At 63.8% G+C, this 25,489-nt stretch carries 24 protein-coding genes; 8 read left to right on the forward strand and 16 right to left on the reverse strand.

Annotated features, from left to right (window positions below; all coding sequences use genetic code 11):
- Nucleotides 1-330: hypothetical protein (locus tag ACTJLC_RS29115; protein WP_440846011.1), on the reverse strand; the 330-nt coding region annotated here is incomplete at its 3' end.
- 338 nt (nt 331-668) lie between these two features.
- Between ACTJLC_RS29115 and ACTJLC_RS29120 the strand changes: the two genes are divergently transcribed.
- Nucleotides 669-2,369: an energy transducer TonB gene (locus ACTJLC_RS29120; protein ID WP_310129496.1), complete on the forward strand. Its 1,701-nt coding sequence runs from the start codon at nt 669-671 to the stop codon at nt 2,367-2,369.
- A 145-nt stretch (nt 2,370-2,514) separates the two neighbouring features.
- Here ACTJLC_RS29120 and ACTJLC_RS29125 read toward each other — a convergent pair whose 3' ends face one another.
- Both ACTJLC_RS29125 and ACTJLC_RS29130 read right to left on the reverse strand, forming a co-directional pair.
- Nucleotides 2,515-4,155: a hypothetical protein gene (locus tag ACTJLC_RS29125; RefSeq protein ID WP_310129494.1), complete on the reverse strand. Its 1,641-nt coding sequence runs from the start codon at nt 4,153-4,155 to the stop codon at nt 2,515-2,517.
- Nucleotides 4,156-4,344: 189 nt separating this feature from the next.
- The gene (locus ACTJLC_RS29130; protein WP_073430855.1) at nt 4,345-5,037 is read right to left on the reverse strand and encodes a phosphatase PAP2 family protein; all 693 of its coding nucleotides are present in this window, start codon (nt 5,035-5,037) and stop codon (nt 4,345-4,347) included.
- Nucleotides 5,038-5,313: 276 nt separating this feature from the next.
- On the opposite strand from ACTJLC_RS29130, the gene ACTJLC_RS29135 reads away from it, so the two are divergent.
- The 6 genes from ACTJLC_RS29135 (at nt 5,314) to ACTJLC_RS29160 (ending at nt 9,923) form a co-directional block, all read left to right on the forward strand.
- Nucleotides 5,314-5,688, forward strand: coding sequence for a VOC family protein (locus tag ACTJLC_RS29135; protein WP_083082596.1), 375 nt, complete (start codon nt 5,314-5,316; stop codon nt 5,686-5,688).
- 97 nt (nt 5,689-5,785) lie between these two features.
- Complete coding sequence (locus ACTJLC_RS29140) at nt 5,786-7,063, forward strand: NupC/NupG family nucleoside CNT transporter (protein ID WP_244745928.1); 1,278 nt, start codon at nt 5,786-5,788, stop codon at nt 7,061-7,063.
- A gap of 15 nt (nt 7,064-7,078) precedes the next feature.
- On the forward strand, nt 7,079-7,468 hold the full coding sequence (locus ACTJLC_RS29145; protein WP_310129491.1) for a cytidine deaminase: 390 nt from the start codon (nt 7,079-7,081) through the stop codon (nt 7,466-7,468).
- Nucleotides 7,465-8,430 (forward strand): nucleoside hydrolase, encoded by a 966-nt coding sequence (locus ACTJLC_RS29150; protein WP_310129489.1) that lies wholly within the window; start codon nt 7,465-7,467, stop codon nt 8,428-8,430. The genes ACTJLC_RS29145 and ACTJLC_RS29150 overlap by 4 nt, the downstream gene beginning before the upstream one ends.
- 212 nt (nt 8,431-8,642) lie before the next feature.
- Nucleotides 8,643-9,578: a 2-dehydropantoate 2-reductase gene (gene panE / locus ACTJLC_RS29155; RefSeq protein ID WP_073430861.1), complete on the forward strand. Its 936-nt coding sequence runs from the start codon at nt 8,643-8,645 to the stop codon at nt 9,576-9,578.
- A 45-nt stretch (nt 9,579-9,623) separates the two neighbouring features.
- Entirely contained in the window at nt 9,624-9,923 is a 300-nt protein-coding gene (locus ACTJLC_RS29160) for a hypothetical protein (RefSeq protein WP_073430862.1), read from the forward strand.
- 75 nt (nt 9,924-9,998) lie between these two features.
- On the opposite strand, the gene ACTJLC_RS29165 is transcribed toward ACTJLC_RS29160, so the two are convergent.
- The 7 genes from ACTJLC_RS29165 to ACTJLC_RS29195 are packed head-to-tail and all read right to left on the reverse strand — an operon-like array spanning nt 9,999 to nt 16,854.
- Complete coding sequence (locus ACTJLC_RS29165) at nt 9,999-11,045, reverse strand: ABC transporter substrate-binding protein (protein WP_073430863.1); 1,047 nt, start codon at nt 11,043-11,045, stop codon at nt 9,999-10,001.
- Nucleotides 11,046-11,100: 55 nt separating this feature from the next.
- Nucleotides 11,101-12,225 carry an NAD(P)/FAD-dependent oxidoreductase gene (locus ACTJLC_RS29170; RefSeq protein WP_310129486.1) on the reverse strand — a complete coding sequence of 375 codons (1,125 nt, stop codon included), beginning with the start codon at nt 12,223-12,225 and terminating at the stop codon, nt 11,101-11,103.
- Nucleotides 12,218-13,651 carry an NAD(P)/FAD-dependent oxidoreductase gene (locus ACTJLC_RS29175; RefSeq protein WP_310129484.1) on the reverse strand — a complete coding sequence of 478 codons (1,434 nt, stop codon included), beginning with the start codon at nt 13,649-13,651 and terminating at the stop codon, nt 12,218-12,220. Before ACTJLC_RS29175 ends, ACTJLC_RS29170 begins: the two co-directional genes overlap by 8 nt.
- A complete protein-coding gene (locus ACTJLC_RS29180; RefSeq protein ID WP_310126617.1) occupies nt 13,648-14,010 on the reverse strand; it encodes a (2Fe-2S)-binding protein in 363 nt (120 codons plus the stop codon). Before ACTJLC_RS29180 ends, ACTJLC_RS29175 begins: the two co-directional genes overlap by 4 nt.
- Nucleotides 14,011-14,033: 23 nt before the next feature.
- Nucleotides 14,034-14,828, reverse strand: a complete 795-nt coding sequence (locus tag ACTJLC_RS29185; protein ID WP_083082580.1) for an ABC transporter permease — start codon at nt 14,826-14,828, stop codon at nt 14,034-14,036.
- Nucleotides 14,829-14,855: 27 nt separating this feature from the next.
- Nucleotides 14,856-15,770 carry an ABC transporter permease gene (locus ACTJLC_RS29190; protein WP_310126619.1) on the reverse strand — a complete coding sequence of 305 codons (915 nt, stop codon included), beginning with the start codon at nt 15,768-15,770 and terminating at the stop codon, nt 14,856-14,858.
- Nucleotides 15,763-16,854, reverse strand: a complete 1,092-nt coding sequence (locus tag ACTJLC_RS29195) for an ABC transporter ATP-binding protein (RefSeq protein ID WP_073430868.1) — start codon at nt 16,852-16,854, stop codon at nt 15,763-15,765. Before ACTJLC_RS29195 ends, ACTJLC_RS29190 begins: the two co-directional genes overlap by 8 nt.
- 303 nt (nt 16,855-17,157) lie before the next feature.
- Between ACTJLC_RS29195 and ACTJLC_RS29200 the strand changes: the two genes are divergently transcribed.
- Nucleotides 17,158-18,036 (forward strand): IclR family transcriptional regulator, encoded by an 879-nt coding sequence (locus ACTJLC_RS29200; protein ID WP_310126622.1) that lies wholly within the window; start codon nt 17,158-17,160, stop codon nt 18,034-18,036.
- Nucleotides 18,037-18,116: 80 nt separating this feature from the next.
- On the opposite strand, the gene ACTJLC_RS29205 is transcribed toward ACTJLC_RS29200, so the two are convergent.
- The 6 genes from ACTJLC_RS29205 to ACTJLC_RS29230 form a co-directional block, all read right to left on the reverse strand.
- Complete coding sequence (locus tag ACTJLC_RS29205; protein WP_310129482.1) at nt 18,117-19,676, reverse strand: OprD family outer membrane porin; 1,560 nt, start codon at nt 19,674-19,676, stop codon at nt 18,117-18,119.
- 154 nt (nt 19,677-19,830) lie between these two features.
- Nucleotides 19,831-20,889 (reverse strand): ABC transporter ATP-binding protein, encoded by a 1,059-nt coding sequence (locus tag ACTJLC_RS29210; RefSeq protein WP_310129480.1) that lies wholly within the window; start codon nt 20,887-20,889, stop codon nt 19,831-19,833.
- Entirely contained in the window at nt 20,886-21,884 is a 999-nt protein-coding gene (locus ACTJLC_RS29215; RefSeq protein WP_310129479.1) for an ABC transporter ATP-binding protein, read from the reverse strand. The genes ACTJLC_RS29210 and ACTJLC_RS29215 overlap by 4 nt, the downstream gene beginning before the upstream one ends.
- A gap of 1 nt (nt 21,885) precedes the next feature.
- Nucleotides 21,886-22,800, reverse strand: a complete 915-nt coding sequence (locus ACTJLC_RS29220; protein WP_310129477.1) for an ABC transporter permease — start codon at nt 22,798-22,800, stop codon at nt 21,886-21,888.
- A gap of 3 nt (nt 22,801-22,803) precedes the next feature.
- Nucleotides 22,804-23,742 (reverse strand): ABC transporter permease subunit, encoded by a 939-nt coding sequence (locus ACTJLC_RS29225; protein ID WP_083082571.1) that lies wholly within the window; start codon nt 23,740-23,742, stop codon nt 22,804-22,806.
- Nucleotides 23,743-23,758: 16 nt separating this feature from the next.
- Nucleotides 23,759-25,375 carry a peptide ABC transporter substrate-binding protein gene (locus tag ACTJLC_RS29230; protein ID WP_244745946.1) on the reverse strand — a complete coding sequence of 539 codons (1,617 nt, stop codon included), beginning with the start codon at nt 25,373-25,375 and terminating at the stop codon, nt 23,759-23,761.
- Nucleotides 25,376-25,489 lie beyond the last annotated feature (114 nt).

Consider the following 25,489-nt stretch of genomic DNA (forward strand, 5'->3'; position numbering starts at 1 on the left):
ACTGTCCAGCTTCGCGTGAAATCGCTGTCCAGCTTGCCGTGAAATCCGTGCCCACCTTCGCGTGAAATGCCTGTCCAGCTTGGCGCGAAATCGCTGTCCAGCTTGGTGTGAAATACGCAATCTAGGGGTCGCGCTAAGCACGAGCATCTCTACCTGCTCGCCCGCGACGCGATCGATTTCGTGCCGGCGATGTCGGGCAACTATCTGCCCGACGATGGCGTGGACGTCGTGACAGTCAGCTACGCCGTCGTCGGTAAGACATTCGATGTCCATTTGCGGGACGGCAACTGCTGCGGCGGGACCATCTTCACCTTCCGACGCAAAGGTCAATGACGGTGCCGCATCATGCTCCCCAACGTAAGGCCACGAGTGCAGCGGCGGCGTTAGTAATCGCCTGAATGACCGCCGCTGACGAGCCGAGCCACGTTAATGAAAGCACGGGGAAAGAATCACAAAAAATCGCTGAATTAATATCCGACGTCATCGCCTGCTGGCGGATAATCCTGTGACGGGCGCATGTGTCGCATACGTACGGAAAGTCTCGATGGACCTAGTCGCGGTTTGCGTAAGCAATCTGAAAAACTACCGATCGCGCTGTAGTTGAAACGCACCATGCGCAAGCTACATTGCCGCATTGGTTTGTCCAAAGCTTTTTTCAGCCTTGATCCATGAAATCCAGATACATCCCAGTTATTCCATTTCTGGCGCTAGGGCTTGCTGGATACGCTCAAACGGGCAATTGCGCAGACAATGTTTCTTCATTGGCCGGTGTCTACAGCTCAGCGCACCCAATTACGATCGACGGCGCCAAGGTGCCGACCAATGGGTACATCGAAATCGACCAGAATGGTCGAATCACGGCCTTCGAACAAGATGATGAAGGCCCCGCGTCCGTCGGGAGTGGATGCTACAGGTTGGCAGCCGGGACGGCGACCAACGCGGGGCTGCAGGGGCGCATTCTTACACTTGGCGTTTCGCCGCGCGGCGATGCCGTATATCAAACTCTCGCCGGTGACGGCGATACATTTGGGATTCTGGTTAAGCCCGCCGCGAGTGGAGACATGCAATGGTTCTTCCATTGGGGGCGCGCGAACAGTACGGTCACAATCAACGGAAGTAAGAATGTCGTCAATTCTCTGCAGCAGTTGTCCTATTCCATAAGCGGCCCTGCTTTAACTTCGCCGACGCCAGCGCAGTTGCGCGGCATGCTTTGCCACAGTGACACGTCGGAGCTGCCACACGTAAAGGTAAAACCAGATCCTGGTATTGCGGCGGCGAGCAATGCGGTGGCGGCGAATGCCCTCCATCAAAGGACCCTTCCAGCGAGCGTTGGCAACTCGTCCTCACCGCTGGCCGCCGCACTTCCGTTTGAGATCGGCAAACCTATCGACACCACCGCGTTAGGTAGGTTCGGCATTCCTTCAGGATCATCCAGGGCGAAGATCCTCATGGACTGGGCCCAAAAACTCGTATCCGACCCGGGCATCAAAGCTTACTTTTCCACCACCAATACCGATCCAACTACCGCGAGCACATTGGCCTTGTCGCATGCATCGGACATGCTGGACGGAATGCAGCGAATTTCGCGGGAAGACCGTGAGCAACTGATCGGCATCACAACACGCGCTCTCGACAGAGCGCCGCCGGATTGTGGAGGCGTGGGGAGTCTCCAGGCGATTATGTCGCGCTATCTCTCACTGGAAACGGAGAGTGACGAGGAGTTTCAGGCCCAATTGCACGCAACATTCGATCTGCTTAAACAGTCAACCCAGAACACGCCACCACCACAGATCACTGCGGCACAGCGGTTGCAGGGGCAACTTGCAGTCTCCACGTCTATCGCGAATGCTTTGAAGCAAGACCCCTCGGAGGCAGACGATCTTGGGCTGTTGATGAGCGGCAAACAGGCGGACCTTTCTCCCGCGGCATGGTGCAGGGCCACACGTTTCTATCGCGATGCTTTCAACAAGACCCCCCAGCCGGCACGTGACTGGGTCATGCTCGCCGCGCTCGAAGACCAGAAACGTCTTGCCTCCATACTCGTCCCGATGCTAAAGAACTTCAGTTCAATGCCTCGGGCCTCCCAGCAACCAATTGCGCCAACAGTGTTCGATTATGCAGAAGCGGTCCGACACCGTGTGCGTCCATGCATCGTCTGGAATGGAAAACCCGTTCATGGTGAAACGGTCCTCGAAGTGCGTTGCACGTCTTCGGGCAATCTCGAGTCGGTGAGAATTGTTCATTCAAGTGGCGATATGAACTGGGACCGTGCCGCTGTCATGGCGGTCAGACAAGCTGATCCAATGCCGCTGGATGAAAACGGCGAGGCTCCCCGCTCGTTCAAAATAACGCTGAGGCCCGGCATCTGATTCGCTTGCGGCGCGATTTTGCCGTCGCGAAACGCGATCTTCACCGGGAAATAGCCGTCGATGCCGCCTTGCGCGGCAACTTCCGCGAGACGGCGATCGGCGTCTCACGGCGATTCGATATCGACGTCGGCCAGTAAGAGATCAGCTAAACCGGCGCCCGCGACGAACCAGGCCGCGCCGTATCCGCCGCGCGCGGCGGCAGGCCAAGCTCCTCCGCATAGGAGTGAGCGCCGCCCGTCTCGCCGAGCGCGTATTGCAGGGCATGCCGGATCCGCAGCATTTCCAGTGGCGTGGACGCCCGCGCGACCAGCTTCAGGCCCGCGCCCAAGGTGCCTTTCTCGTGAGCGGGACGGATGAGCGGCTCCGAGATTCCATGCTTGGCGAGCAACTGCAAACCCGAAACATGCAAACGGCCCCCGCACGCGGCGTCCAGCGTGCGCTCGAAATCCTTCAGCACGTTGGCGTCACGGTGGTCCTCGCCCAGCATCTTCGCCGCGTCGGGCCATGCACCCCACAGCGCCTTTGCGATGAGCCGGCCGTGGTTGGCATGCTGACCTTGCGAACAGACTTCGTGAATAGCTTGCAGCACGCTCGCCGCATCGCCGCGCGTCGTGATGCGGCCGTCGTGCATCGCAACGAGTCCGTGCAGGTCGTGTCCCGTCCGGGCCGCGAGTTCGGTGCGCAGAAGCACCCACGGGTCCTGCGGCGCGGCCTCGAGTCCCGACGCGACATGACCCAGGAAGGAGCCGGTGTTCGCGCGCCGGATCACGCTCAGCGCGGCGATCAGCCCCGACCGGTAAGCCATGCTTTCGATCAGTCCGACCGTGGCTTCATAGCGCGTCTTGGGCTCGGGCGACAGCTTGAGCAGTTGCAGCGTATCGGCGTCGAAGTTTTGCGTGTGCTGCCGAACGTGGACGGCTTCGTGAAACACGCCTTCGGCCAGCGTCAGGAAGCCTTGGCGAAACGCGGGATCGAACACGTCGACGCGCGCACTGCGGTCGTAGGTTTTCATCAGCGAGCCTTCATCGGCGACCGACTGCTCGCCCGCGTAGCGGACCTTGCTGCGGATGCCGAACGCGTCGTTGACGTGCCGGCCGAATGCGTTGATCGCCTGCTCACGCTGCCGCGCGTTCCACTGCGACGGCGGCGTCGCGCGCAACTGGCTCAATTCGGGATCCGCGTCGATTGCGGACGCGTAGTGTTCCGCGCTGCCGAAGATGGCGCCAGCGAACGCGGCATCGAACACGCCCTTGGTCGTCGCCTCGCGCGCCCATGATCGGGACGTGCCGAACGGCTTCGCGATGTCGATCATCCGGGCGACGCCGCGCAGGCTGAGATGCTCGAAACCTTCGTGCGACTGAATCCGCGCCGACACGTCCTGCCAGGCGGGAGAACGGCGCAGCGCCTGAAGCTCGCGCAGAACGGTCGGATGCGCGGCGGGCAGCGGGCCTGGCGATTCGGCGCCCGCCAGCGCGCCCGCGTAAGCCGCCGCGGCGTCGCCGGATTTCAGCCCGTGCAGCAGCATATTCCACGGATTGACGGGGAGCGGCGAGGGCGCGGCGGTCCCCAACTGCCTGAGCCTTGCGAGCGCCTCGCCGCGCTGCGCGTGTCCGCCGGCGGCCGTCCTGACGGGCGCGTGCGCGAGCGGTTCCAGCGCCGCGTCCGACGACGACGCGCGGCGGGATGGCGACGCCTTCGAACCGGTCGCGCGGTTCGGCGATTCGGGCGCGGTGCCCGACACCGGCAGCGGAGTAGACGACGGATTCTGGATTCGGGAATTGAACATGGTCACACCGGCAATGTCGCGTAGTGGCGATATTGCGGGCAACGGGCGCGCGGGATAGGGCGGTCGCGGCGAAACACTATGCGGGGGAGCGAACCGAGCGGTGCTCGCGGACATCCGGCTCGCAGGGGAGCGCCGTGCCGGTCGCGCGAGGATGTTATGACCGACGGAGCCGAGCCAATGAAAAAGGAGTCACAGAAACCTGGAAGCGGAGCTCACGAACTTGCGCAGTTCGTCGAACTGGGTGACCAGTTCGAGACAGAGGATAAATGCCAGCATCGCGGACGGGCCGGGATGGCGTTCGATCCATCGCAACGATTGAGTCGCGTAACGCGCTCTAACGGAGCGCCGCGTCATGACATAGGTAATCGCGATGCCGATGGCGGCGCCCGCCAGGATATCGGTCGGATAGTGATAGCCGAGATAAGCGCGCGGAAGGCAAATGAAGATGGCGGTGTACAGGAGCGCAAGCACGCCGATTCCGCGCCAGACAATGAAAATGCCGGTCGCGACGGACATCCACAGCATGGCGTGATCGCTCGGAAACGAACTCCACGCCGTCAGCATGGCGTCCTGTTGCGCGGCGAATGGAAAGTGCAGATGAAGGTCGGGGTTCTGGATAGGACGTACCCGGAATGGCAACAGATCAGCGAGAAGCCTTCCCACGGCGAGCGCCAACAGACCGCTCATGATCGTCGCAATGACCATTTCGCGTTGCCGCTCGCGATGCTCGCCGGGTCGAAACCATATCCACCACAAAATGGGTATGAGCACGAGACCCTTGAACATATACAGATCGGCGACGGCTTTTATTGCATGGTTAACCAGAAGGCCGAAGCTCGGCCTGGTAAGCCACGTCTCGATGACCGCATCAAAGTTGTTCATGTTCTTGTCGGCAGTATGGAGCAGCGCGAGCAGGACGATGGCGCGGGGAAATCGGCCGCCGTCACTGGGTAACCCAGACTACCTCTGGTGTTGTGGCGTTGCAATCGATGCATTCGCTACTATGACGAATGATCGTAAGAAAATGATCTCGTGAACGGACGGATGCGATATAGACGATTGTTTTCCCGAGTCTTACGCCGCGACGCCTTCCACGAATTCTATGCGCAGGAATCTACGATAAAGTTTACAACCCACTCACCTCAAGAAAGAAAGCCCATGTTCGATCACGTCAAATTCGGAGTCAGCGACTATGCAGCAAGCAAAGCGTTCTTCCTCAAGGCACTCGAACCGCTTGGCGTAGCGATTGTCTCGGAGGGGACGCCGACGTACGGTGTCGAGCTTAGCTCACAGGGTGACGCTTCGTTGTGCCTGTACCAGACCGAGGAGAAGCCGGCGCATCTTCACCTGGCCTTTACGGCTGAGAACCGCCAGCAAGTCGAGGCTTTCTATCGCGCGGCTCTGGAGGCGGGTGGCATCGACAACGGTGCGCCTGGTCTGCGCCCGCACTACCACGCCAACTACTATGCAGCGTTTGTCATTGGTCCGGACGGGCATAACATCGAAGTGGTTTGCCACCAAGCCGAAGCCTAGGCCCGCCAAATAGAAAGCCACCCCCAATCAATCTTTTTTCTCCATGCCGAGTTTCGTTTAGCATCACTGCCACTTTCACAAGAAACACCACGAGACAATGGCACTCATCGCACGAAACATCCTCGGTATCGCCGTACTTCTTTTCATCGCCTACCTCTTCTCGACCAACCGCCGCGCCATTCGCTTACGGACTGTAATCAGCGCACTGCTGGTGCAGATCGGAATCGGCGCATTCATTCTCTTCGTGCCGCTCGGCAAGACCATCCTCGCGGCCGCGGCCTCCGGCGTCAATCATGTACTCGGCTACGGCAATGCGGGCATCGAGTTCCTGTTCGGCGGGCTCGTGCAATCGAAGATGTTTCAGGTATTCGGCGACGGCGGTTTCGTATTCGCCGTGCGCGTGCTACCGGCCATCATCTTCGTTACCGCGTTGATCTCCGTGCTGTATTACCTCGGCGTGATGCGCTGGATCGTGATCGTGCTCGGCACGCTGTTCCAGAAGCTGCTCGGCGTGTCGAAGCTCGAATCGTTCTCCGCCGTCACCACGATCTTTCTCGGCCAAAGCGAAATGCCCGCGGTGGTCAAGCCGTTCGCGCGCGACATGACCGGCGCCGAACTGTTCGCGGTGATGTCGAGCGGCATGGCGGCCGTCGCCGGCTCGGTGCTCGCGGGTTACGCGGGCCTCGGCGTGCGGATCGAATATCTGCTGGCCGCGTCGTTCATGGCGGTGCCGGGCGGCCTGCTGTTCGCCAAGATCATTCACCCGACGACGGAACCGAGCCGCGTGCAGCTCGACAACCTCCACTTCGATGAAAAACGTCCCGCCAACGTGATCGAAGCCGCGAGTTCCGGCGCGACCGTGGGCCTGAAAATCGCGGTGATGGTCGGCGCGATGCTGATCGCATTCGTCGGCTTGATCGCGTTGCTGAACGGCGTGGTGAGCGGCATCGGCGGCTGGTTCGGCCATCCGCAACTGTCGATGCAAGCGGTGCTCGGCACGGTGTTCGCGCCGCTCGCGTATCTGATCGGCGTGCCCTGGAACGAAGCGGCCGTCGCCGGCAATTTTCTCGGGCAGAAGGTCATTCTCAACGAGTTCGTCGCGTATGCGTCGCTCTCGCCGTATCTGAAGGACGCCGCGAGCGTGAGCGCGGCCGGTCTGCAAGCGCTCGATCCGCGTACCATTGCTATTCTGTCGTTTGCGTTGTGCGGCTTCGCGAACTTTTCGTCGATCGCGGTGTTGACCGGCGGTTTTAGCGCCGTCGCGCCGGGACGCCGCGCCGAAGTCGCGCGCTACGGCCTGCGTGTCGTGCTCGCCGCGACGCTCTCGAACCTGATGAGCGCGACGATCGCGGGCATGTTCGTTACGCTCAATTGAATCGAGGATCGCTGCATGAACATGGAACAACTGCTGGAGCGCGCGGGCGTCGCGCGCGACAAGGCTTATGCGCCTTATTCGAAATTCAAGGTCGGCGCCGCGCTGCTGACAAAAGACGGCAAGATATTCGACGGTTGCAACGTCGAGAACGCGTCTTACGGTTTGTGCAATTGCGCTGAACGTACCGCGTTTTTCAGCGCGATCGCCGCCGGTTATCAACGCAACCAGTTCGCCGCGCTCGCCGTGATCGGCGATACGGACGGCCCCATCGCGCCGTGCGGCGCGTGCCGCCAGGTGATCATCGAACTCGGCGGACCCGAGTTGCCGATTCGCCTCGGCAATCTGCGCGGCGTCACACGCGACACCACCGCGCGCGAACAACTGCCGGACGCGTTCTATCTATGAGCAAGCACAAGGTCATCTACGACACCGATCCGGGCGTGGACGATGCAATGGCGCTCGTTTTTCAGGCGCTACATCCGGACATTGAATTGCTCGGGCTGACGAGTGTGTTCGGCAACGCCACGATCGAAACGACCACGCACAATGCCCGTTTTCTCGCCGGACGGTTTGCGCCGGGCGTGCCGGTCGCGCAAGGCGCGGCGGCGCCGCTCAAGTGCCTCGCGCCAGAACCGCTCGCATGGATTCACGGCGACAACGGGCTCGGCAACATCGCGCTAGAAACCGGCGGGGAAGCGGCGCTCGACACGCGCCCCGCACATCGCTTCATCATCGACACGGTGCGCGCGCATCCCGGCGAGGTCACGCTGATCGCGGTCGGCCCGCTGACCAATCTTGCATTGGCGCTCGCCGACGATCCCGGAATCGCCTCGCTCGTCAAGCAGGTGGTGATCATGGGCGGCGCGTTCGGCACGGACGGGGTGTTCGGCAACGTCACGCCCGCGGCGGAAGCCAACATTCTCGGCGACCCGGATGCCGCCGACATCGTTTTCGGCGCGCCGTGGCCGGTGGCGATCGTCGGGCTCGACGTCACGCAGCGCACGATCATGAGCCGCGATTATCTGGCTTCGCTGCGCGATCGCGGCGACGCGGCGGGGCAGTTCGTGTGGGACGTGTCGCGTCATTACGAAAGTTTTCACGAGCAAAGCGCGCGGCTCGCTGGAATCTACACGCACGATTCGTCCGCGGTCGCCTATCTGTTGGCGCCGCATCTCTACACGACGCGCAGCGGTCCCGTGCGCGTGTTGACGGAAGGCATCGCGGCGGGGCACACCCTTCAGAAGCCTTCCACTATGCCGGTGCCCGCGCCGGATTGGGACAGCCGCCCCGAGTGCGAGGTTTGCGTGGACGTGGACGCGGCGGGAATGCTCGCGCTTTACGAACACACGATCTGCGGCACGCTTTAACCGGTCTATCGCATGGCACGGCGCCAACGATTGATAGGACAAAAACGCCAACGCCAGCCGTCATTGCATTGCAGCAAACCGCGCACGCGCAATCGTGGCCGATGTCGATCATCAATCTTTGCTACATTTCTGCACACGCACTGCGCCTGCGGCCCCGGAGTTTTCGCTTCCCGGCGCGGCGCGCGTGATCCATCTTCATCAAGAGGCGAAAGATGCGAATTCTAGTAGTAGGGGCAGGCGCGGTGGGCGGCTATTTCGGCGGACGTCTCGCGGCGGCGGGCCAGGACGTGACCTTTCTCGTGCGCGCGGGCCGTGCCGAAAAACTGCGGCGTGACGGGCTCGTCATCAGCAGCCCGCGCGGCGATCTGACGCTGCGCGACGTCAAGACGATTCTCGCCGGCGTGAGCGCCGAGCCGTTCGATCTGGTGCTGCTCAGTTGCAAAGCCTTTAGTCTCGACGACGCGATCGACTCCTTCGCGCCGCTCGTCGGCGAGTCCACGCTGATTCTGCCGATGCTCAACGGCATGCGCCATATCGACGTACTCACGGAAAAATTCGGCGCCGCGCGCGTGCTCGGCGGTCAGTGCGTGATCGCGGCGACGCTCAACCCCGAGCAGCACGTCGTACATCTGAACGAAATGCACGCGATCACCTTCGGCGAACTGGCGGGCGGCGCATCCGAGCGCGTGCAAGCGATCGCGGACGCGATGACCGGCGCGAATTTCGACGTGGTGGTGAGCGAGAACATTCTGCTGCGCATGTGGGAGAAGTGGGTGTTCCTCGCCACGCTGGCGGCGAGTACCTGCTCGATGCGCGGCTCGGTCGGCGATATTCTGGCGGCGCCGGACGGCAAGCGCGTGATCGAAAATCTGCTGGGCGAGTGCCGCGCGGTTGCCGAGCATAACGGCTTCACGATGGGGCCGGACTTCGACGCCCGCGCCACACAAACGCTGTTCACGCCGTCGCCGCTCACGGCTTCCATGTTGCGCGACATGGAAAACCACTCGCATACCGAGGCGGATCACATTCTCGGCGACCTGATCTCGCGCGGCGGCGACGCGCAAAAGGGCGAGCACGGCTTGTCGCTGTTACGTATCGCCTATACCCACCTGAAGACGTATGAAGCGAGGCAAACCCGCACGTCCTGAATGAACGGGCGGCGCGTCACGAAGCCTGATAATCGGAGGTGAAGCATGCCGAGCCCAACCGGATCGGTGCCCGCGCTCAGTGCCGCGTCGGCCACGATCTTTTCGATCGGCATTGTCTTTCTCGGCTACTGGGGCCTCTACGAGCCGACGGGATGGCGAGCCATCGACGTGATCGTGTTCGTGTTCGCGCTGATCGGTTTCGGCTGCCTCGGCCTCGTGCCGTGGATGGCGACGAGCCCCGTCGAGCCTGAAACGAGCGACGCGCGTATCCGCATCGCGCGCCACATGTTTCTTGCCGGCGTCGTGGCGATCTGGCTGGCGGTGGCGCTGTCGGTGATCTTCTGAGGCTCGTTGCACGGGCAAAAAAACGCGCGCCTTGCAGCAAACAAGGCGCGCGTTTCATTCAACGGAAAGCCGGCTTCAACGCTCGATCTGCCTGTTCCAGCGCGTGTCCCACTGCGCGCGATGCGCGTTGATCGTGTCCCAATCCACTACGGTCACCTTGCGCACCAGATCCTCGACATTGCCGAGACTTTGCTGCATCGGCGGCGTCATCTTGGCGAGACGATTGGTCGGAATCTGGCGGCCGGCTTCGGCGGCTTTCGTCTGCGCCGGCGCGGACAGCAGGAATTGCGCGAGCTTCTGCGCCAGTTGCGGATCGGGGCTATTGTTGACCACGCACAGATCCACCAGCAGCAACACCGGGCCTTCTTTCGGATTCACATAGCCGACCGGAATGCCCTTGTCCTGCAGATCGCCCACGGCGGTCGGCGTCAACGGGAACAGGCCCGCTTCGCCGGTCTGCACCATTTCGGAAATCTTCGCGGAGTTCGGAATGTACTCCACCACGTTCGGGCCCACCGTGCTCGCCCATTTCGTGAAGCCCGGCTCGACGTTCTGCTCGCTGCCGCCCATCAGGCGGTTGATCGCGAGAAAGCCGTGCAGGCCGAACGTGCTGCTCGACGCCGATTGAAACACCACTTTGCCCTTGTATTTCGGATCGCTGAAATCCATCCACGAAGTCGGCGGCGCCCAGCCTTTTTCTGCAAACAGCTTCTTGTTGTACGCGATGCCGGTCATGCCCAGTTGCACGCCCGCGCCCATGTCGTCCTTCATGCGCGCGAACGGATAGAGCTCCTTGAGCACCGGCGCGTCGTCGAGCTTCTTGCACACGCCCATGCTGACCGCGCGCGCCATCACGCCATCGTCGAGAAACACCACGTGGATTTGCGGATTGGTTTTGTTGGCGAGCAGCTTGGCGAGAATGTCCGACGACGTGCCGGGCACGACCACCACCTTCACGTTATTGGCTTTCTCGAACTCGGGCAGCACCTGGCTCGTATAGGCCTTTTCCATCGGGCCGCCGTTCATGCCGATGTAGATCGTTTTGGTCTGCGACCAGGCCGGCGCGGCCGCGCCGAACGCACACAATGCGGCGAGCGCCGCGATCGTCTTGAACAGTTTCATGGATCGACTCCTGGGGTTTCACTAAACGATGACTAGCGTTGATTCAAGCGGACAATCAAGCGACCGGTGAGGCAACAGCGGCAAAGCGATTGATCGAGAAAGCGTCGAGCGGTGTGGCCGTGGCGCCGTCGATCACGAGGTCGGCGAGCACTTCGCCGACGCCCGGCGCGAGTAAAAACCCGCCGCCCGAAAAACCGAACGCATGCAAGAGGCGCGGCGCCGTGCGGCTCGCGCCGATGATCGGATTGCCGTCCGGCGTTTCGCCCTCCACGCCGCTCCACGTGCGGATCAGCAGCGCCTCGCGCAGCGCGGGCAGCAGCGCGCAGGCGTCGCGCATCACGGCGCGCGTGGTTTCCGTCGACGGCTGACCGTATTCGCCGTCGCCCTGTCCGCGCCCGCCGCCGATCACGCAGTTGCCGCGCGCCACTTGCCGCGCGTAGATGCCGCCGCCATACACGCCGAGGTTGTGCGTGATGAAGAGCGGCAAGGGTTCGGTGACCCACAGGTTCGGGTAGATCGGTTTCATCGGCACCGTTTCGCCGAAGTAACCCGCCACCGTATTCGCCCATGCGCCGGCGGAATTGATGAGCCAGTCGGCGCTCATGCGCGTGTCGCCCGCGCGCAATTGAAAGCGCGTGCCGTCGTGCTGGATGTCGGTGAGTTCGGTTTGCTCGCGCACGTCCGCGCCCGCCGCGCGGGCCGCTCGCGCGAACGCGGGCGACACGAGACGCGGATTCGCATGACCGTCCGTCGCGCACAACGAGCCGCCGATTGCCGCCGCGCCGAGCCAGGGGTAGCGTTGGCGGAACGCCGCGCCGCTGATCAACTGCGCATGCAGTCCGTGGCCGCGCGCCATGTCGGCCCACGCCTGTAGCGCGACGAGATCGCCTTCGATGCGCGCAAGCCGCAAATGTCCCGACACGGTGAATTCGCCGTCGATGCCGATCAGCTCCGGCAAGCGGTCCCAGATGCGCCGCGCGCGCATGGCGAGCGGCATCTGTTCGGCCGGACGTCCCTGGCAGCGCACGCCGCCGTAGTTCACGCCGCTTGCTTGCGCGCCGCAATAGCGCCGCTCGAACAGGCCCACGCGCAAGCCGCGCCGCGCCAGCGCCAACGCGGCCGATGAACCGACCAGGCCGCCGCCCGCGATTGCGACGTCGTAGTGCAGGGCGTCACTCATCGCGCGCCTCCTCGGGAATCTCGGCGACGCCGTCGGCGTACAGGGCGGGTGAGAGCGGAATCGGCTTGACGGGCGGCTGGCTGCGCAGACGGCCAAGCGCATCGAGCGGCTTGCCGGTTTCCTCGCTCAGCAGCGTCAACGCGGCTTCGCCGCACATGCGTCCCTGGCAGCGGCCCATGCCGACGCGCGTGAGCGCTTTCAGGCGATTGATCTCGTTCGCTTCGCTGTCGCGGATGCAGCGACGCAAGGCGCCCGCGTCGATCTCCTCGCAGCGGCACACGATCATGTCGTCGGGCCATTGCGCGGCGCAGTGGGCAGGCGGCGCAAACGCCGTTTCGATGCCCTCGCGAAACACGGCGATGCGTTGCAGGCCGCGTTCGAGCGAGGCCGCGTCGCGCAGGCCGGGGCCACGCGGATGCGCGACGCCGAGGTCGTCGAGCAAGGCCAATGCGGCGCGGCGTCCGGCGAGTTCGGCGGCATCGGCGCCGGCAATGCCCGCGCCGTCGCCGGCGAGGTAGATGCCGCGCACGGAGCTGCGGCCGGCGGCGTCGAGTTCGGGCAGCCAGCAGCGGTTGCCGGCGTCGAAACGAAAGCGGCAACCGGCGAGATCGGCGAGTTGCGTTTCGGGCTTCAGGCCGAAGCTGATGCCGACCGCGTCGCAAGCGATGGTTTCGGTTGGCGCGCCGGAGCCTGACGCGCGCCATTCGATCGCCTGCACGCTTGCTTCGCCGCGTACGGCCAGCGAGTTCACCTTGCGTTCGATGCGCACGCCATGCGTTGTCAGCCAGGCGACGTAATAGAGGCCCTTGGCGAACGTGGCCGGCAGACGCGCGAGTTTCGGCGCGGCGGCGATCTGCTGCGACAGAGGACTCGTATCGAGCACGGCCGCCACATGCGCGCCCGCTTTCACGTATTGATACGCGACCAGGTACAGCAATGGCCCGGTGCCCGCGAGCACCACGCGTCGACCGATCGCGCAGCCTTGCGACTTCAACGCGACTTGCGCCGCGCCGAGCGTGTAGACGCCGGGCAAGGTCCAGCCCGGCACCGGCAGCACGCGATCCGTCGCGCCGCTCGCGATGATCAGATGCGAGAACGGCACGCCGATTTCGCGTCCCGCGTTAAGCGTATCCAGGCGGCCCGCTTCGCACGCCCAGGCCAGCGTGTCGGGACGATAGTCGAGATGCGGCAGAAGCGCGGCCATCGTCGTATGCAGGGCGTCGGCCTTGCGTGCCTCGAAGCCGTAGAGTGCTTTTTTCGAGCGCTGAAAGCCGCCGTTTGCGGGCGGTTGCCGATAGATCTGACCGCCCCAGCGCGCGTTTTCATCGAGCACGATCGGCCTGACGCCCGCTGCGACCAGCGTCTCGGCGGCGCGCACGCCCGCCGGTCCCGCGCCGACTATTACGATGCTGCGTGCGTCGGTCATTGGGCGTCTCCGTTCGTCACGGTGGCAACGCCAGTAGCCAGCCGCGTCACCACGCGCATGCCCTCGGCCACCAGCGTCGAGCATGCGCGCAAACGCAATCCGTCTTCGGTGCGCATCCAGCAGTCCTGGCATGCGCCGATCAAACAGAAGCCCGCGCGCGGCGCGCCGCTGAATTCGCTTTCGCGCACGCGGCGTTGCTGCATCAGCACCGCGGTCAATAAGGTATCGCCGTGCAGCGCGGTGACTTCCTGACCGTCGAGAAAGAAGCGCAGCGGTTCACGCTGCGTTTCCGCGACGCGCACGAATTGCGGCTCACGCCTCGGCGTGGCGGCATCGGGAGACGGCAAGTTCGACGGCATGGGAGAGCGTGCGGTGGAGGACATCAATGCTGGCCGATCAGAATCCGGTTGAGCCCATACACGCGATCGAGCAGCAGCATCGCGCCGGCGGTGATGAAGATCACCAGCGCGGACACGGAGGCCATCATCGGATCGATCGATTCGGTCGCGTACATGTACATGCGCACCGGCAGCGTGACGGTTTGCGGCGAGGTGACGAAAATCGACATCGTCAATTCGTCGAAGCTGTTGATGAAGGCGAGCAGCCAGCCGCCGGTAATGCCCGGCAGAATCATCGGAAAGGTGATGCGGCGAAACGTGGTCCACGCATCGGCGCCGAGCGAGTGCGCCGCGTGTTCGACGCTGCGGTCCTGTCCGCTGATCGAGGCCAGCACCAGGCGCATCACGAACGGCGTGATGATGATCATGTGCGCGAGCACGAGCCACGCGAACGAGCCGGTCGCGCCGATGAGCGCGAAAAAGCGCAGCAGCGCGATGCCGAGCACGAGGCCGGGAATCACCAGCGGCGAGAGCAGCAGGCCGTTGAGAAAGCCGCGGCCCGGAAAGCGCGCGCGGCCGATCGCCAACGCGGCGGGCAGTGCGACGATCAACGACAAGGTTGCGGAGGCGAACGCCAGCTTCAGGCTGTTGACGAACGCCGAGATGAAATCGGGGTAGTTGAGGATCGCGCGAAACCACCGCAGCGAGACGCCGTGCGTGGGCAGCGTGAGCGTTTCGTCCGGTGTGAAGGCGACCAGCACGACGATCACGAGCGGCGCGAGCACGAACGCAATGACGAGCGTGTGGAAAATCAGCGCGATGGGTCCGTTCTTTCTCATGATGTTCTCACTCGGCGGGCCGATTAATTAACCCAGGCTTCTGGTGTACTTGCGTTCCAGAACCCGGTAGTAAGTGAGCATCACGATCAGATTCGCGACCAGCAACAGCAGCGCGATGGTCGCGCCGAGCGGCCAGTTCAGCGAGCCGAGGAATTCGTCATAGACGGCGGTGGCGGCAACTTTCAGCCGCCGTCCGCCGAGCAGGCCGGGAATCGCGAAGGCGCTCGCGGAAAGCCCGAACACCATCAGGCTGCCCGACAGAATGCCCGGCGTGAGTTGCGGCAGCACGATGCGGCGCAGCGTGGTGGCGGGCGAGGCCATCAGCGAAAGCGCGGCGTTTTCCGTTTGCGGGTCGAGCTTTTGCAACGCGGTCCACACCGGAATCACCATGAACGGCAGCATCACGTGCACCAGTGCGATGACGATCGCGAAGGTGGTGTATTCGAGCTTGTACGGCCCGAGTCCGAACAGGCCGAACGCCTGATTCACGAGGCCGTTGGTGTTGAGTAGCATGCTCCAGCCGAAGGCGCGCACCACCACCGACACCAGCAAGGGCGCGAGAATCACCAGCAGGAACATCGAGCGATACGGATCGCGCATGCGCGACAGCACATACGCTTCGGGCGTGCCGATCACGACGCACAGCAGCGTGACCAGAGATGCGATGCCGAAGGTGCGCAGGAAAATCGTGTGGAAATACGACGAGCCCAGCACTTCCGCGTAATTGCCGAACTGGAATGCCGCGAGCGGCCCGCTGGCCGGGTCGAAGCGATAGAAGGTGAGCACGAGCGTCATCAGGAGCGGCACCAGCACGAGCGCCGCGAAGAGCAGGAACGCGGGCAGGCACATCAGCCATAGCGGCAAGAACGCGTGCCACGGCGCGCGCCTGGCGTGGCCGGCGTTCATGCCGCTGTCGTCGGCAGCGGGCAGCGTGCTAGCCATGTTGCGCATCCCGTTGAATGAAGCGGATCGCTTCGCTGTTCCAGTCGACGCCGACCGCCGCGCCTTCCGGCAGCGGCTCGCTGCCTTCGTTCTGACAGCACACCAGCACTTCGCCGAGGCGGCTGTCGAGGCGATACAGCCATTGGCTGCCGAGGAAGAAGCGGCTCGTCACGGTGGCCGGCACGCGTCCCGCGTTCGGCGCGCACAGGCGCAGCTTTTCCGGGCGGATGCACAAGGTCACCGCATCGCCGACGTCGATCACGCGCTCGCGCATCGGCAGTTGCCTGGTGTGGCCGGTTTCGGCGAGGTCGTGGCCGAGGTCGATGCGGATCGCGTCGCCGTCGCGCGCGATCACGGTGCCCGGCAGCATGTTGGCCTTGCCGATGAACTGCGAAACGAAGCGGTTCTCGGGGCGTTCATAGGCTTCGTATGGCGTGTCGATCTGCGTGATGCGGCCGGCTTCCATCACCACCACGCGATCGCTGATCGACAGCGCTTCCGACTGATCGTGCGTGACCATGATGGTGGTCGTGCCGATCTTGCGTTGAATCGCGCGCAGTTCGAACTGCATGTCCTCGCGCAGTTTGGCGTCGAGATTCGACATGGGTTCGTCGAGCAGCAGCACCGGCGGCGCGATCACGATTGCGCGGGCCAGCGCCACGCGTTGCCGCTGTCCGCCGGACAACTCGCGCGGAAAGCGATGCGCGAGCGTGTCGAGCCGCACCAGCGCGAGCACTTCACGCACGCGTTCGTTGCGCTCGGCCTTGCCGACGTTGCGCATTTCCAGCCCGAAGCCGACGTTGTCGGCCACGCTCATGTGCGGAAACAGCGCATAGCTCTGGAACACGATGCCGAGGCCGCGCCGGTTCGGCTTCATGTGCGTGATGTCGCGGCCGTCGAGCGTGATGCGCCCGCGTGTCGTTTCCACGAAGCCCGCGATCATTTGCAGCGTGGTGGTCTTGCCGCAGCCGGACGGCCCGAGCAACGAAACGAACTCGCCTTTTTCCACCGACAGGTTCACGTCGGCGACTGCTTGCAGGTCGCCGAACGATTTCGTTACGTCCGTGAGTGTGAGGAACGACATGATCTTGCCTTTGGATGTGCGACGCCCGTTCAATCGACTGCTGCCTCGATGGAGCCGACTCTAGCCAGCCAAATTACATGGCGTCAATTTCAAATTCCGTTTGGCGGTAGAGGATTAGAAAAAATTCCATTCGATGGAATGTATTCGGGCGAAGCCACGGCAACCGTTCCGCTGCGTGAGCTACGGAAAACCCCTATGAATTACCGCGCTCACCGTCTTGTAAAAGGATCGGCCCGAACATTCCATTCGAAGATAAAACGCTCTATAGTGTTCCGGCCAATGAAATAGCTGAGATCGCTAACGATGAATGCCGCCGCCAAACGAGATACCGACACCGCACTCGCCGAAACGGGCAATGCGCCCGGCACAGGCATGTTGGAGCGCGCGTTCGCGGTGGTCCGCGCGTTATCCGAAGCGCAACCCGAGGGCGGCCGCGTCACGCGTCTCGCGAAAGCGGTGGGGCTCACGCAAGGCACCGTGCATCGCATCCTGCATGCGTTGATCGCCCAGGGCATCGTCGAACAGGACGAGAACTCGAAGCTGTACCGTCTGAGTGTCGACTTTTTCGCGCTCGCCGCGCAGGCCGGCAATCCGAGCGGCATGCGCACGCTATGCCGTCCCGCCTTGCTGCGGCTGTGCGCCAGTCTGGGCGACACGATCTTTCTATTGGTCAAAAGCAGTTTCGACGCGGTGTGTCTCGACATCTGCGAAGGGCCGTTTCCGATCCGCTCGTTCACCGGCGATATCGGCGGGCGCGTGGCATTGGGCGTTGGCCAAGGGAGTCTCGCGATTCTCGCGTTCCTGCCGGAAGCGGAGCGTGAGGAGATCATTCGCTTCAACGTGCCGCGTATTCGCGGCTACGGCGTGCTCGACGAAGTGTATTTGCGCACCGAGATCGAACGCGTGCGTCAGTTGGGCTACGCGGGCCGCAACAGCGGCGTACTCGACGGCATGGCGGGCGTGGCCGTGCCGATTCTGGACCGTACCGGCGTGGCGGTGGCGGCCTTGAGCGTCGGCACGCTGGCGGCGCGTCTCGGCGACGACCGCTTGCCGATGGTGGTCGAATTGCTGCGCCGTCAGGCGGATGCGATCGGTCCGCAAACCAATCCGTTCGATGTCGCGTTGCGCCGGCCGATGCACGGCTTGTCGCGCGCGATGACAACCGAGCGGATCACCGGCTAGACGAGGCATGAAAAAGGCGTCACGTGGAATCAACCGGCGTGACGCCATTCGGAAGCCGCGAAAACCGTTGCGTTTAGCGCCTAGAACACCTTCACCGGCACATTCACCACCAGCCGGTATTCCATGTTGTTGCCGTCCGAGTAGTGGTACTGGCCGTTGTGCCACATCGCGATGAAGGTGATCTTCGTGTCCTTGAAGCGGCCGCTTTGCAGCGTATAGCTCGGAATGAAGCCGAACTCGTGATGATGGCCGTGCACGGGCTCACCGTTCTTCCAGTACAGATCATGCAGCGGGGCCGAAGGCGAGGCATTCTCCGCCGCGCCCGCCGACCCGTCCGCGCCCCAGCCATAGGCGCCCCAGAACATCGCCTTGAGTCCCGGCAAGCCGGCGTACTTGCCGTCGAACGTATAGCGCAATTGCAACGACTGCTCGTGCGGCGCGTTGTAGTCCACATCCATCGAGTTGGTGAGGTAGATGCCGTTGGTCTCGTTGATGTAGTCGAAGAACTGGTCGCCGAGCACCTGCTGGTAGCCGAGCAGCAGCGCGTGCGGGCCGTGCTGCGCGGACACCGAGAGGCTGTACGCGTTGCTGTTGATATGCCCCTGGCGCGAGGCGCCGGTGTCGTGCGTCGAGTAGACGTTCGCGAGGCCGCTCCACTTGATCGTGCCGGGATCGCCGAACGATTGCGACACGGAACCGTAGTATTGACGCCAGACGTCGTCGGCCTGGTCGATATATAAGGACATCTCGCCGTTTTTGGCGTAATGCCAGGTGCCGCCCACATAGGTCACGCGGTCGATACGCGTGCCGCCGTAGGAAGTCGTCAGGTTGCTCAGGTTCGTATGGCCGCGGGCATCGACCTTGGTGAAGCTGCCGGCTTCGAGCGTGGTGTGCACCAGATCGTTGCTGACCAGCGAGACACCCAGGAAAGTCGGCGGCAACGCGCGATTGTCGTGGGGTTCGAGGAACGGATTGGCGACCGTCTGCAAGCCGTACTTCACCACCGTTTCCGAAATGCGCCCCTTGATGTCGTACATGCCGGGGTAGGCCCACGCGAGTTGCCGCGAACCCCCGCCGTCCTTGCCGACGTGCACCATGTTGCCCGCGCCGTTGCCGCCGTCGAGCTTGAGCGCGGCGAACAGCGACGCGTCCACGCCGAAGCCGATCAGCCCTTGCGTGTAGCCCGATTCATAGTTGACTTGCGCGCCTTGCACCCACGCGTGGCGATAAAGCGAGGGCGGCCCCTCGAAGTAATCCGAGTAGTTGCGGAACTGCAGGTTCAAATGGCTATCGGCGATGAAGCCCTTGCTCGCTGCCTGGCTCGACGGCGGCGTGGGCGGCGTGACGGTCTGATCGGCTTCCGCGTTGACGATTGCGTTGGTGGTATCCGGCTGATCGTTGCGCACCTGGCCGCCCGAATTCGCCCTGCGCTTGTTCGCGGTCTCGGCTTGCGCCTGCTGCGTGGGGGACGACAACGTTTGCGCGAGTGTTTGAGTGCTGGACGTGCTGGAGGTGGGCTGCGTTACGGCATCGTCGGCGTAGGCACTCGCGGCGACAGTTAGAGCGGGGAGGGTGAATGCGCAGCAAAGGAGGGTAGCTGTGCCGGATTTTTTTGAGCGGTTTTTTGTTGGGTTATTCATTAACGGTGTCTCCGTTTATTGTGGTGAATCCTTGGCTGGCGGTTAGCCAGTCCACGTTTACCGCTCGTCACAGAAACGACAGGACGAGCGGATCCAACGGCGCGACGGCCCGTCGCGCCGGGGAATACGGTTTTAAGTTCTCAGGCTGTGTGCTTTAGCTGTTCGCCAAGGGCGCTTCCTCCGGGGCGTGCCCCACGCGAATGCAGGCCACGCGCGTCGCGTTCGCACCGTGCGTGACGGGCTGCGGAATCTGCGTGGCGCAAGCGTCGATCGCATCCGGGCAGCGCGTGCGAAACGCGCAACCGGAAGGCGGATTCAGCGGCGACGCGATCTCGCCGCGCAACAGCAGATGACGCCGCGCGCGTTCGACGGCCGGATCGGGCACCGGCACGGCGGAGAGCAACGCGCGCGTGTACGGATGACGCGGCGTGCGGTACACGTCGCGCTTGTCGCCGAACTCCATCACACGTCCGAGGTACATCACCAGCACGCGGTGGCTGATCGCCTTGACGACCGCGAGATCGTGCGCGACGAACAGCAGCGAGAGCGACAACTCGCGTTGCAGATCGCGCAGCAGGTTGACGATCTGCGCCTGGATTGACACATCGAGCGCGGACACCGGTTCGTCGCAGATCACCAGTTGCGGCTCGCCGATCAAGGCGCGCGCGATGCCGACGCGCTGGCACTGTCCGCCGGAAAACTCATGGGGATAGCGGCGCAAGTGCTGCGCGTTGAGGCCGACGCGTTCGAGCATGGTCAGCACGCGCCGCTGCACGTCGGTGCGCGCAAGGTTCTGGCCGTGCGTGAGCAGCGGCTCCGCGACGATCTGTTCGATCGTCATGCGCGGGTCGAGCGAGGCGAGCGGGTCCTGGAAAATCATCTGCACGTCGCGGCGCAAGCGCGAGGTATTGCGTGTCGTGCTCGAAGTCGACGCGGGCAGCACGGTTTCGTCGCCGAGCCAGCGCACGCTGCCGCTCGCCACCGGCGCGAGTCCGACGATCGCGCGCGCGAGCGTGGATTTGCCGCAACCCGATTCGCCGACGAGCCCGACGGTTTCGCCGCGCCGCACGTCGAACGACACGCCGTCCACCGCGCGCAGCGTCGTCTTGCCGGACCACGGAAAGCCGCCGCGCGGCACGCCGAATTGCACCTTGAGATTCTCGACCGACAGCAGCGTGGCCGCGTTCTGGTTAGCAAGAGGAGTCGCGTTCATGCGTGTTGTGCCTCGATGATTTCCGCAACCGGCCGATGGCACGCGCGCAACGCGTCGAGATAGCCCTCTGCCGCGGCAAGCGGCGGACGCGATTCGCGGCACCGCTCGCTGCAAAACGCGCAGCGCGGCGCGAATGCGCAGCCCGCGCCGACTTCGCCGGGCAGCGGCGGATTGCCGGGAATGGTTTGCAGCGGACGGTCGTCGTCTTCGTCGGTGAGGCGCGGCAGCGCGTTCAGCAAGCCGAGCGTGTACGGATGCGTCGGCGCGGCGAACAGCGCGGCGGCGCTCGCCTGCTCGACGGTCTGGCCGGCGTACATCACCATCACGTCGTCGCATAGACCGGCGACCACGCCCATGTCGTGCGTGATCAGAATGATCGCGGTGCCGCGTTCGCGATTCAGCTCGCGCAGCAATTCGATGATCTGCGCCTGCACGGTGACGTCGAGCGCGGTGGTGGGTTCGTCGGCGATCAGGATTTCCGGCTCGGAGAGCAGCGCCATGGCGATCATCACGCGCTGGCGCATGCCGCCGGAGAACTCGTGCGGATACATGCCGATGCGCCGCGCGGCGTCGGGAATGCGCACGGATTCGAGCGTTTCGATCGCACGGCGGCGCGCTTCGCGGCGCGGCATCTTGCGGTGCAGTTGCAGCGTTTCGGTCATCTGCCGTTCGATCGTGAGGAACGGATTGAGCGAGGTCATCGGGTCCTGGAAGATCATGCCGATGCGGTCGCCGCGAATCCTGTTGAGCTCCGCTTCAGTCATGGTCAGCAGATTTTTGCCGCGATAGCTCGCCGTGCCCGACACGCGGCCGTTGCCCGCCAGCAGACCCAGCAGCGCCATCACGGTCTGACTCTTGCCCGATCCCGATTCGCCGACAATGCCGAACGTCCGGCCGGCTTCCAATGAAAACGACACGCCCTGCACCGCGTCGACGGGTGCGCCTTCGCGGCGCGTAAAGCGCACGCCGAGGTCCTTGACTTCGAGTAGCGGCATGTCAGCGGTCCTTCGGATCGAATGCGTCGCGCAAACCGTCGCCGACGAAATTCACGCAATACAGCGTCACGCACAGCATCACGGCGGGGCACAGCAGGAGCCACGGCATGGATTCGAGCTTCTGCGCGCCGTCCTGGATCAGCACGCCCCAGCTCGTCATCGGTTCCTGCACGCCGAGGCCGAGAAACGACAGCACCGATTCGGTCAGCACGATGTTCGGCACCGTCACGCTCGCGTACACGACGACCACGCCGAACAGATTCGGCACGATGTGGCGCGCGATGATCGAGCGCGAACTCACGCCGATCGCGCGGGCCGCGTCGATGAATTCGCGCGAGCGCAGCGACAGCGTCTGGCCGCGCACCACGCGCGCCATGTCGAGCCAGGAGAATGCGCTGATCGTCAGCACGACCAGATAGAACGCGCGGCCGAATAGGGTCATCATCAGGATCGCGATCAGCATGTAGGGGATCGCGTACATCATGTCGACGATGCGCATCATCACCGCGTCGACGCGGCCGCCCAGATAGCCGGCGCTCGCGCCGTAGGCGACGCCGATCAGCCCCGATACCAGCGTGCCGAGCAGGCCGACTTCGAGCGACACGCGCCCGCCTTGCAGCGTGCGCGCGAGCAGGTCGCGGCCGAGTTCGTCGGTGCCGAACCAGTGCGCGTTTTGCCAGGTGGGCGGCAGGCTGATCGCGCTCCAGTCGCTGTCGATCGGTCCGTTCGGCAAGAGCCACGGACCGGCCACGCAGGCGATCACGATCAGAAGCAGCACGACGGAGCCGGTCAACGCCGCGCGATTGCGCACGAAGCGCATGGCGGCGGTGGCGAGCGGCCCGCGCGAGCGCGGCGCTCCGGCGATGGCCGCGAGCGGATCGAGCGCCGCGGCGGTCGTTTGAAGAGAGCGGGACATGGATCAGTACCGGATGCGCGGATCGAGCCATGCATACGCGAGGTCGACCAGCAGATTGAACAGCACGGCGATCGCCGTGGTCAGCACGACGAGGCCGAGCACGAGCGTGTAGTCGCGATTGATCGCCCCGTTGACGACCAGTTGGCCGACGCCCGGCAGCGCGAACACCGATTCGGTGACCACCGCCGCGGTGATCGACGAGATGCACACCGAGCCGAGCAGCGACACGACCGGCATCAACGCGGGCTTGAGCGCGTGGCGCAACACGATCGTGCGGCCCGGCAGACCCTTGGCGCGCGCCGTGCGGATGAAGTTGCCCGACAGCACCTCGATCATGCTGCCGCGCATCACGCGGGCGATCGCGGCGACGTTGATGAAGGTGAGCAGCACGATCGGCAGCACGCGATAGCGCCATTCGCCTTCGCCCCAGCCGCCGGCCGGCAGCCAGCCGTGACCTTCGGAGGTTCTGAGCAGAATCGCGAAGATCCACACCAGCACCGGGCCGAGAACGAACGGCGGCACCACGTTGCCGATATTGCCGAGCACCATCACCGCGTGATCGACGAAACGGTCGCGCCGCACGGCGGCGAGCGTGCCGAGCGTGACGCCGATCACGAGCGCGATCGGCACCGACACGCCGCCCACGCCGAGGCTCACCGGCAACGCCTTCCACACCAGATCGTTGACCGACCAGTCGGCGTAGCGGAACGACGGCCCGAGATCGCCGTGCAGCAGCGAGCCGAGGTAGTGCAGGTATTGCAGCCACAACGGTTCGTCGAGGTGATATTTGGCGTTGAGGTTCGCGAGCACGGCCGCCGACAATTGCTTCTCGGTGTCGAACGGCCCGCCCGGCGTGAGGTGCAGCAGCAGGTAGCACGCGGTGATCACGGCGAGAATCGTCGGGATCGCCCAGAGCGTGCGGCGCAGCGTGTAAGCCAGCATGACGGTGCTCCCGCGCTTAGTGCTTGATCAGATACATGTCTTGCGTGGCGCGCTGATCGACGTAATTGGTCGACGTGTAGCCGCCGACATACGGCTTCACCAGCCGCACCGCCGAATACTGGAAGAGCGGCACCATCGGGTAGTCGTTCATCGCCAGATCGTGCGCCTGCGTGAGCATGGCGGTGCGTTTCGCGTCGTCGAGTTGCTGGTTGGCTTCATCGACCAGTTTGTCGACTTGCGGATTGCAATAGCGCTGATCGTTCTGCACGCTGTGGCAGCGTATCAAGTCAAAATACGACATGGCGTCGTTGTAGTCGACGAACCAGCCGTCGCGCGAGGCTTGCACCTTGCCGTCGTGGCGCTGCTTGAGCAGCACCTTGTACTCCACGTTCTCCAGTTTCGCGTTCACGCCGAGCTTGGTGCGCCATTCGGAGGAGGCGAATAGCGCGACCTTTTTATGCAGATCGTTGGTGTTGTACGTGAAGGTGAAGGTGAGCGGCTTCGCGTCCGAATAGCCGGCGGCCTTCAGCAGATTGCGTGCGTATTCCACGCGCCTGGGCATCGGCCAGGCGGCCCAGTCAGGCTTGAAGACCGCCGCGCCTTGCGTGCCCTTGGAGATCAGGCCGTACATCGGCAATTCGCCGTCCGCGGTCAGACGCTGGGTCAGCAGGTCGCGATCCAGCACCATCGACAGCGCCTGGCGCACGCGCTTGTCCTTGAACACCGGGTCTTCGTTGTTCAGGCTGTAGTAATACGTGGCGATCTGCAGGCCGGTTTTCAGTTCGGAGCCGAACTGCTTGCCGACTTGCGTATAGACGCCCGACGGAATCGTATAGGTGTAGTCGAACTGGCCGGCCTGATACATGCGCATCGCCGTTTCGTCGTTTTCGATCGGCAGGTAGGTCACTTTCGTGATCACGACCTTGCCGGCATTCCAGTACGTGCTGCTTTTCGTGCCCACGAGGCGGTTGCTCGGCTGCCAGTCGGTCAGCGCATAAGGACCGTTGCCGACGAAGTTGCCGGGCCGGGTCCACTCGCCGCCGAACTTCGTCACGACCGCGCGGTTGACCGGAACCATCGTCGGCATGGCGGTGAGTTGCGGGAAGAACGCGGCCGGCACCTCGGTGGTGACTTCCAGCGTGTACGGATCGGGCGCGCGCACGCCGAGGCTCGTCATCGGCGCTTTGCCGGCGAGAATCGCCTTGGCGTTCTTCACGAATTCGACCAGCACCGTGTACTTCGAGCCGGTTTTCGGATCGAGCACGCGCTGCCATGCATAGACGAAGTCCGCCGCCGTGACCGGCTGCCCGTTGCTCCAGCGCGCGTCGTGGCGCAGCTTGAACACCCATGTGTCGGGCCCGGTGCGCGTCCACGATTGGGCGACGCCCGGCACGACCGCGCCGGCCGCGTCGATGCGCGTCAGACCTTCGAACAGGTCGAGCGCGATCGTATTGCCGGTCCAGGATTCGACGTGCGCGGGGTCGAGCGATTCGGTTTCGGCGGGCACCTGGCGGGTCAATTCCTGGCTGGCGGCGAGCGTGACGCCGGCGGGCACGTTGACTGCGAATGCGGAAGACTGAAACGTAAGGACGAGCGCGGTCAGCGCCGTCGCGTAGGCAAACGGGGTTTTCATCGGTTGAGATCGCGGATAAGGTCGAGAGAAGAACGCGTGGCGCGAGAGCGCCTGGTTATCTGCGTGGCTCGGGCCAGGGCGGCCCTTGTTGCTTGTCCGGCATCGAGGATTCCT

Source organism: Paraburkholderia sp. 22099, from assembly GCF_052045835.1.
GTDB classification, from domain to species: domain Bacteria; phylum Pseudomonadota; class Gammaproteobacteria; order Burkholderiales; family Burkholderiaceae; genus Paraburkholderia; species Paraburkholderia terricola.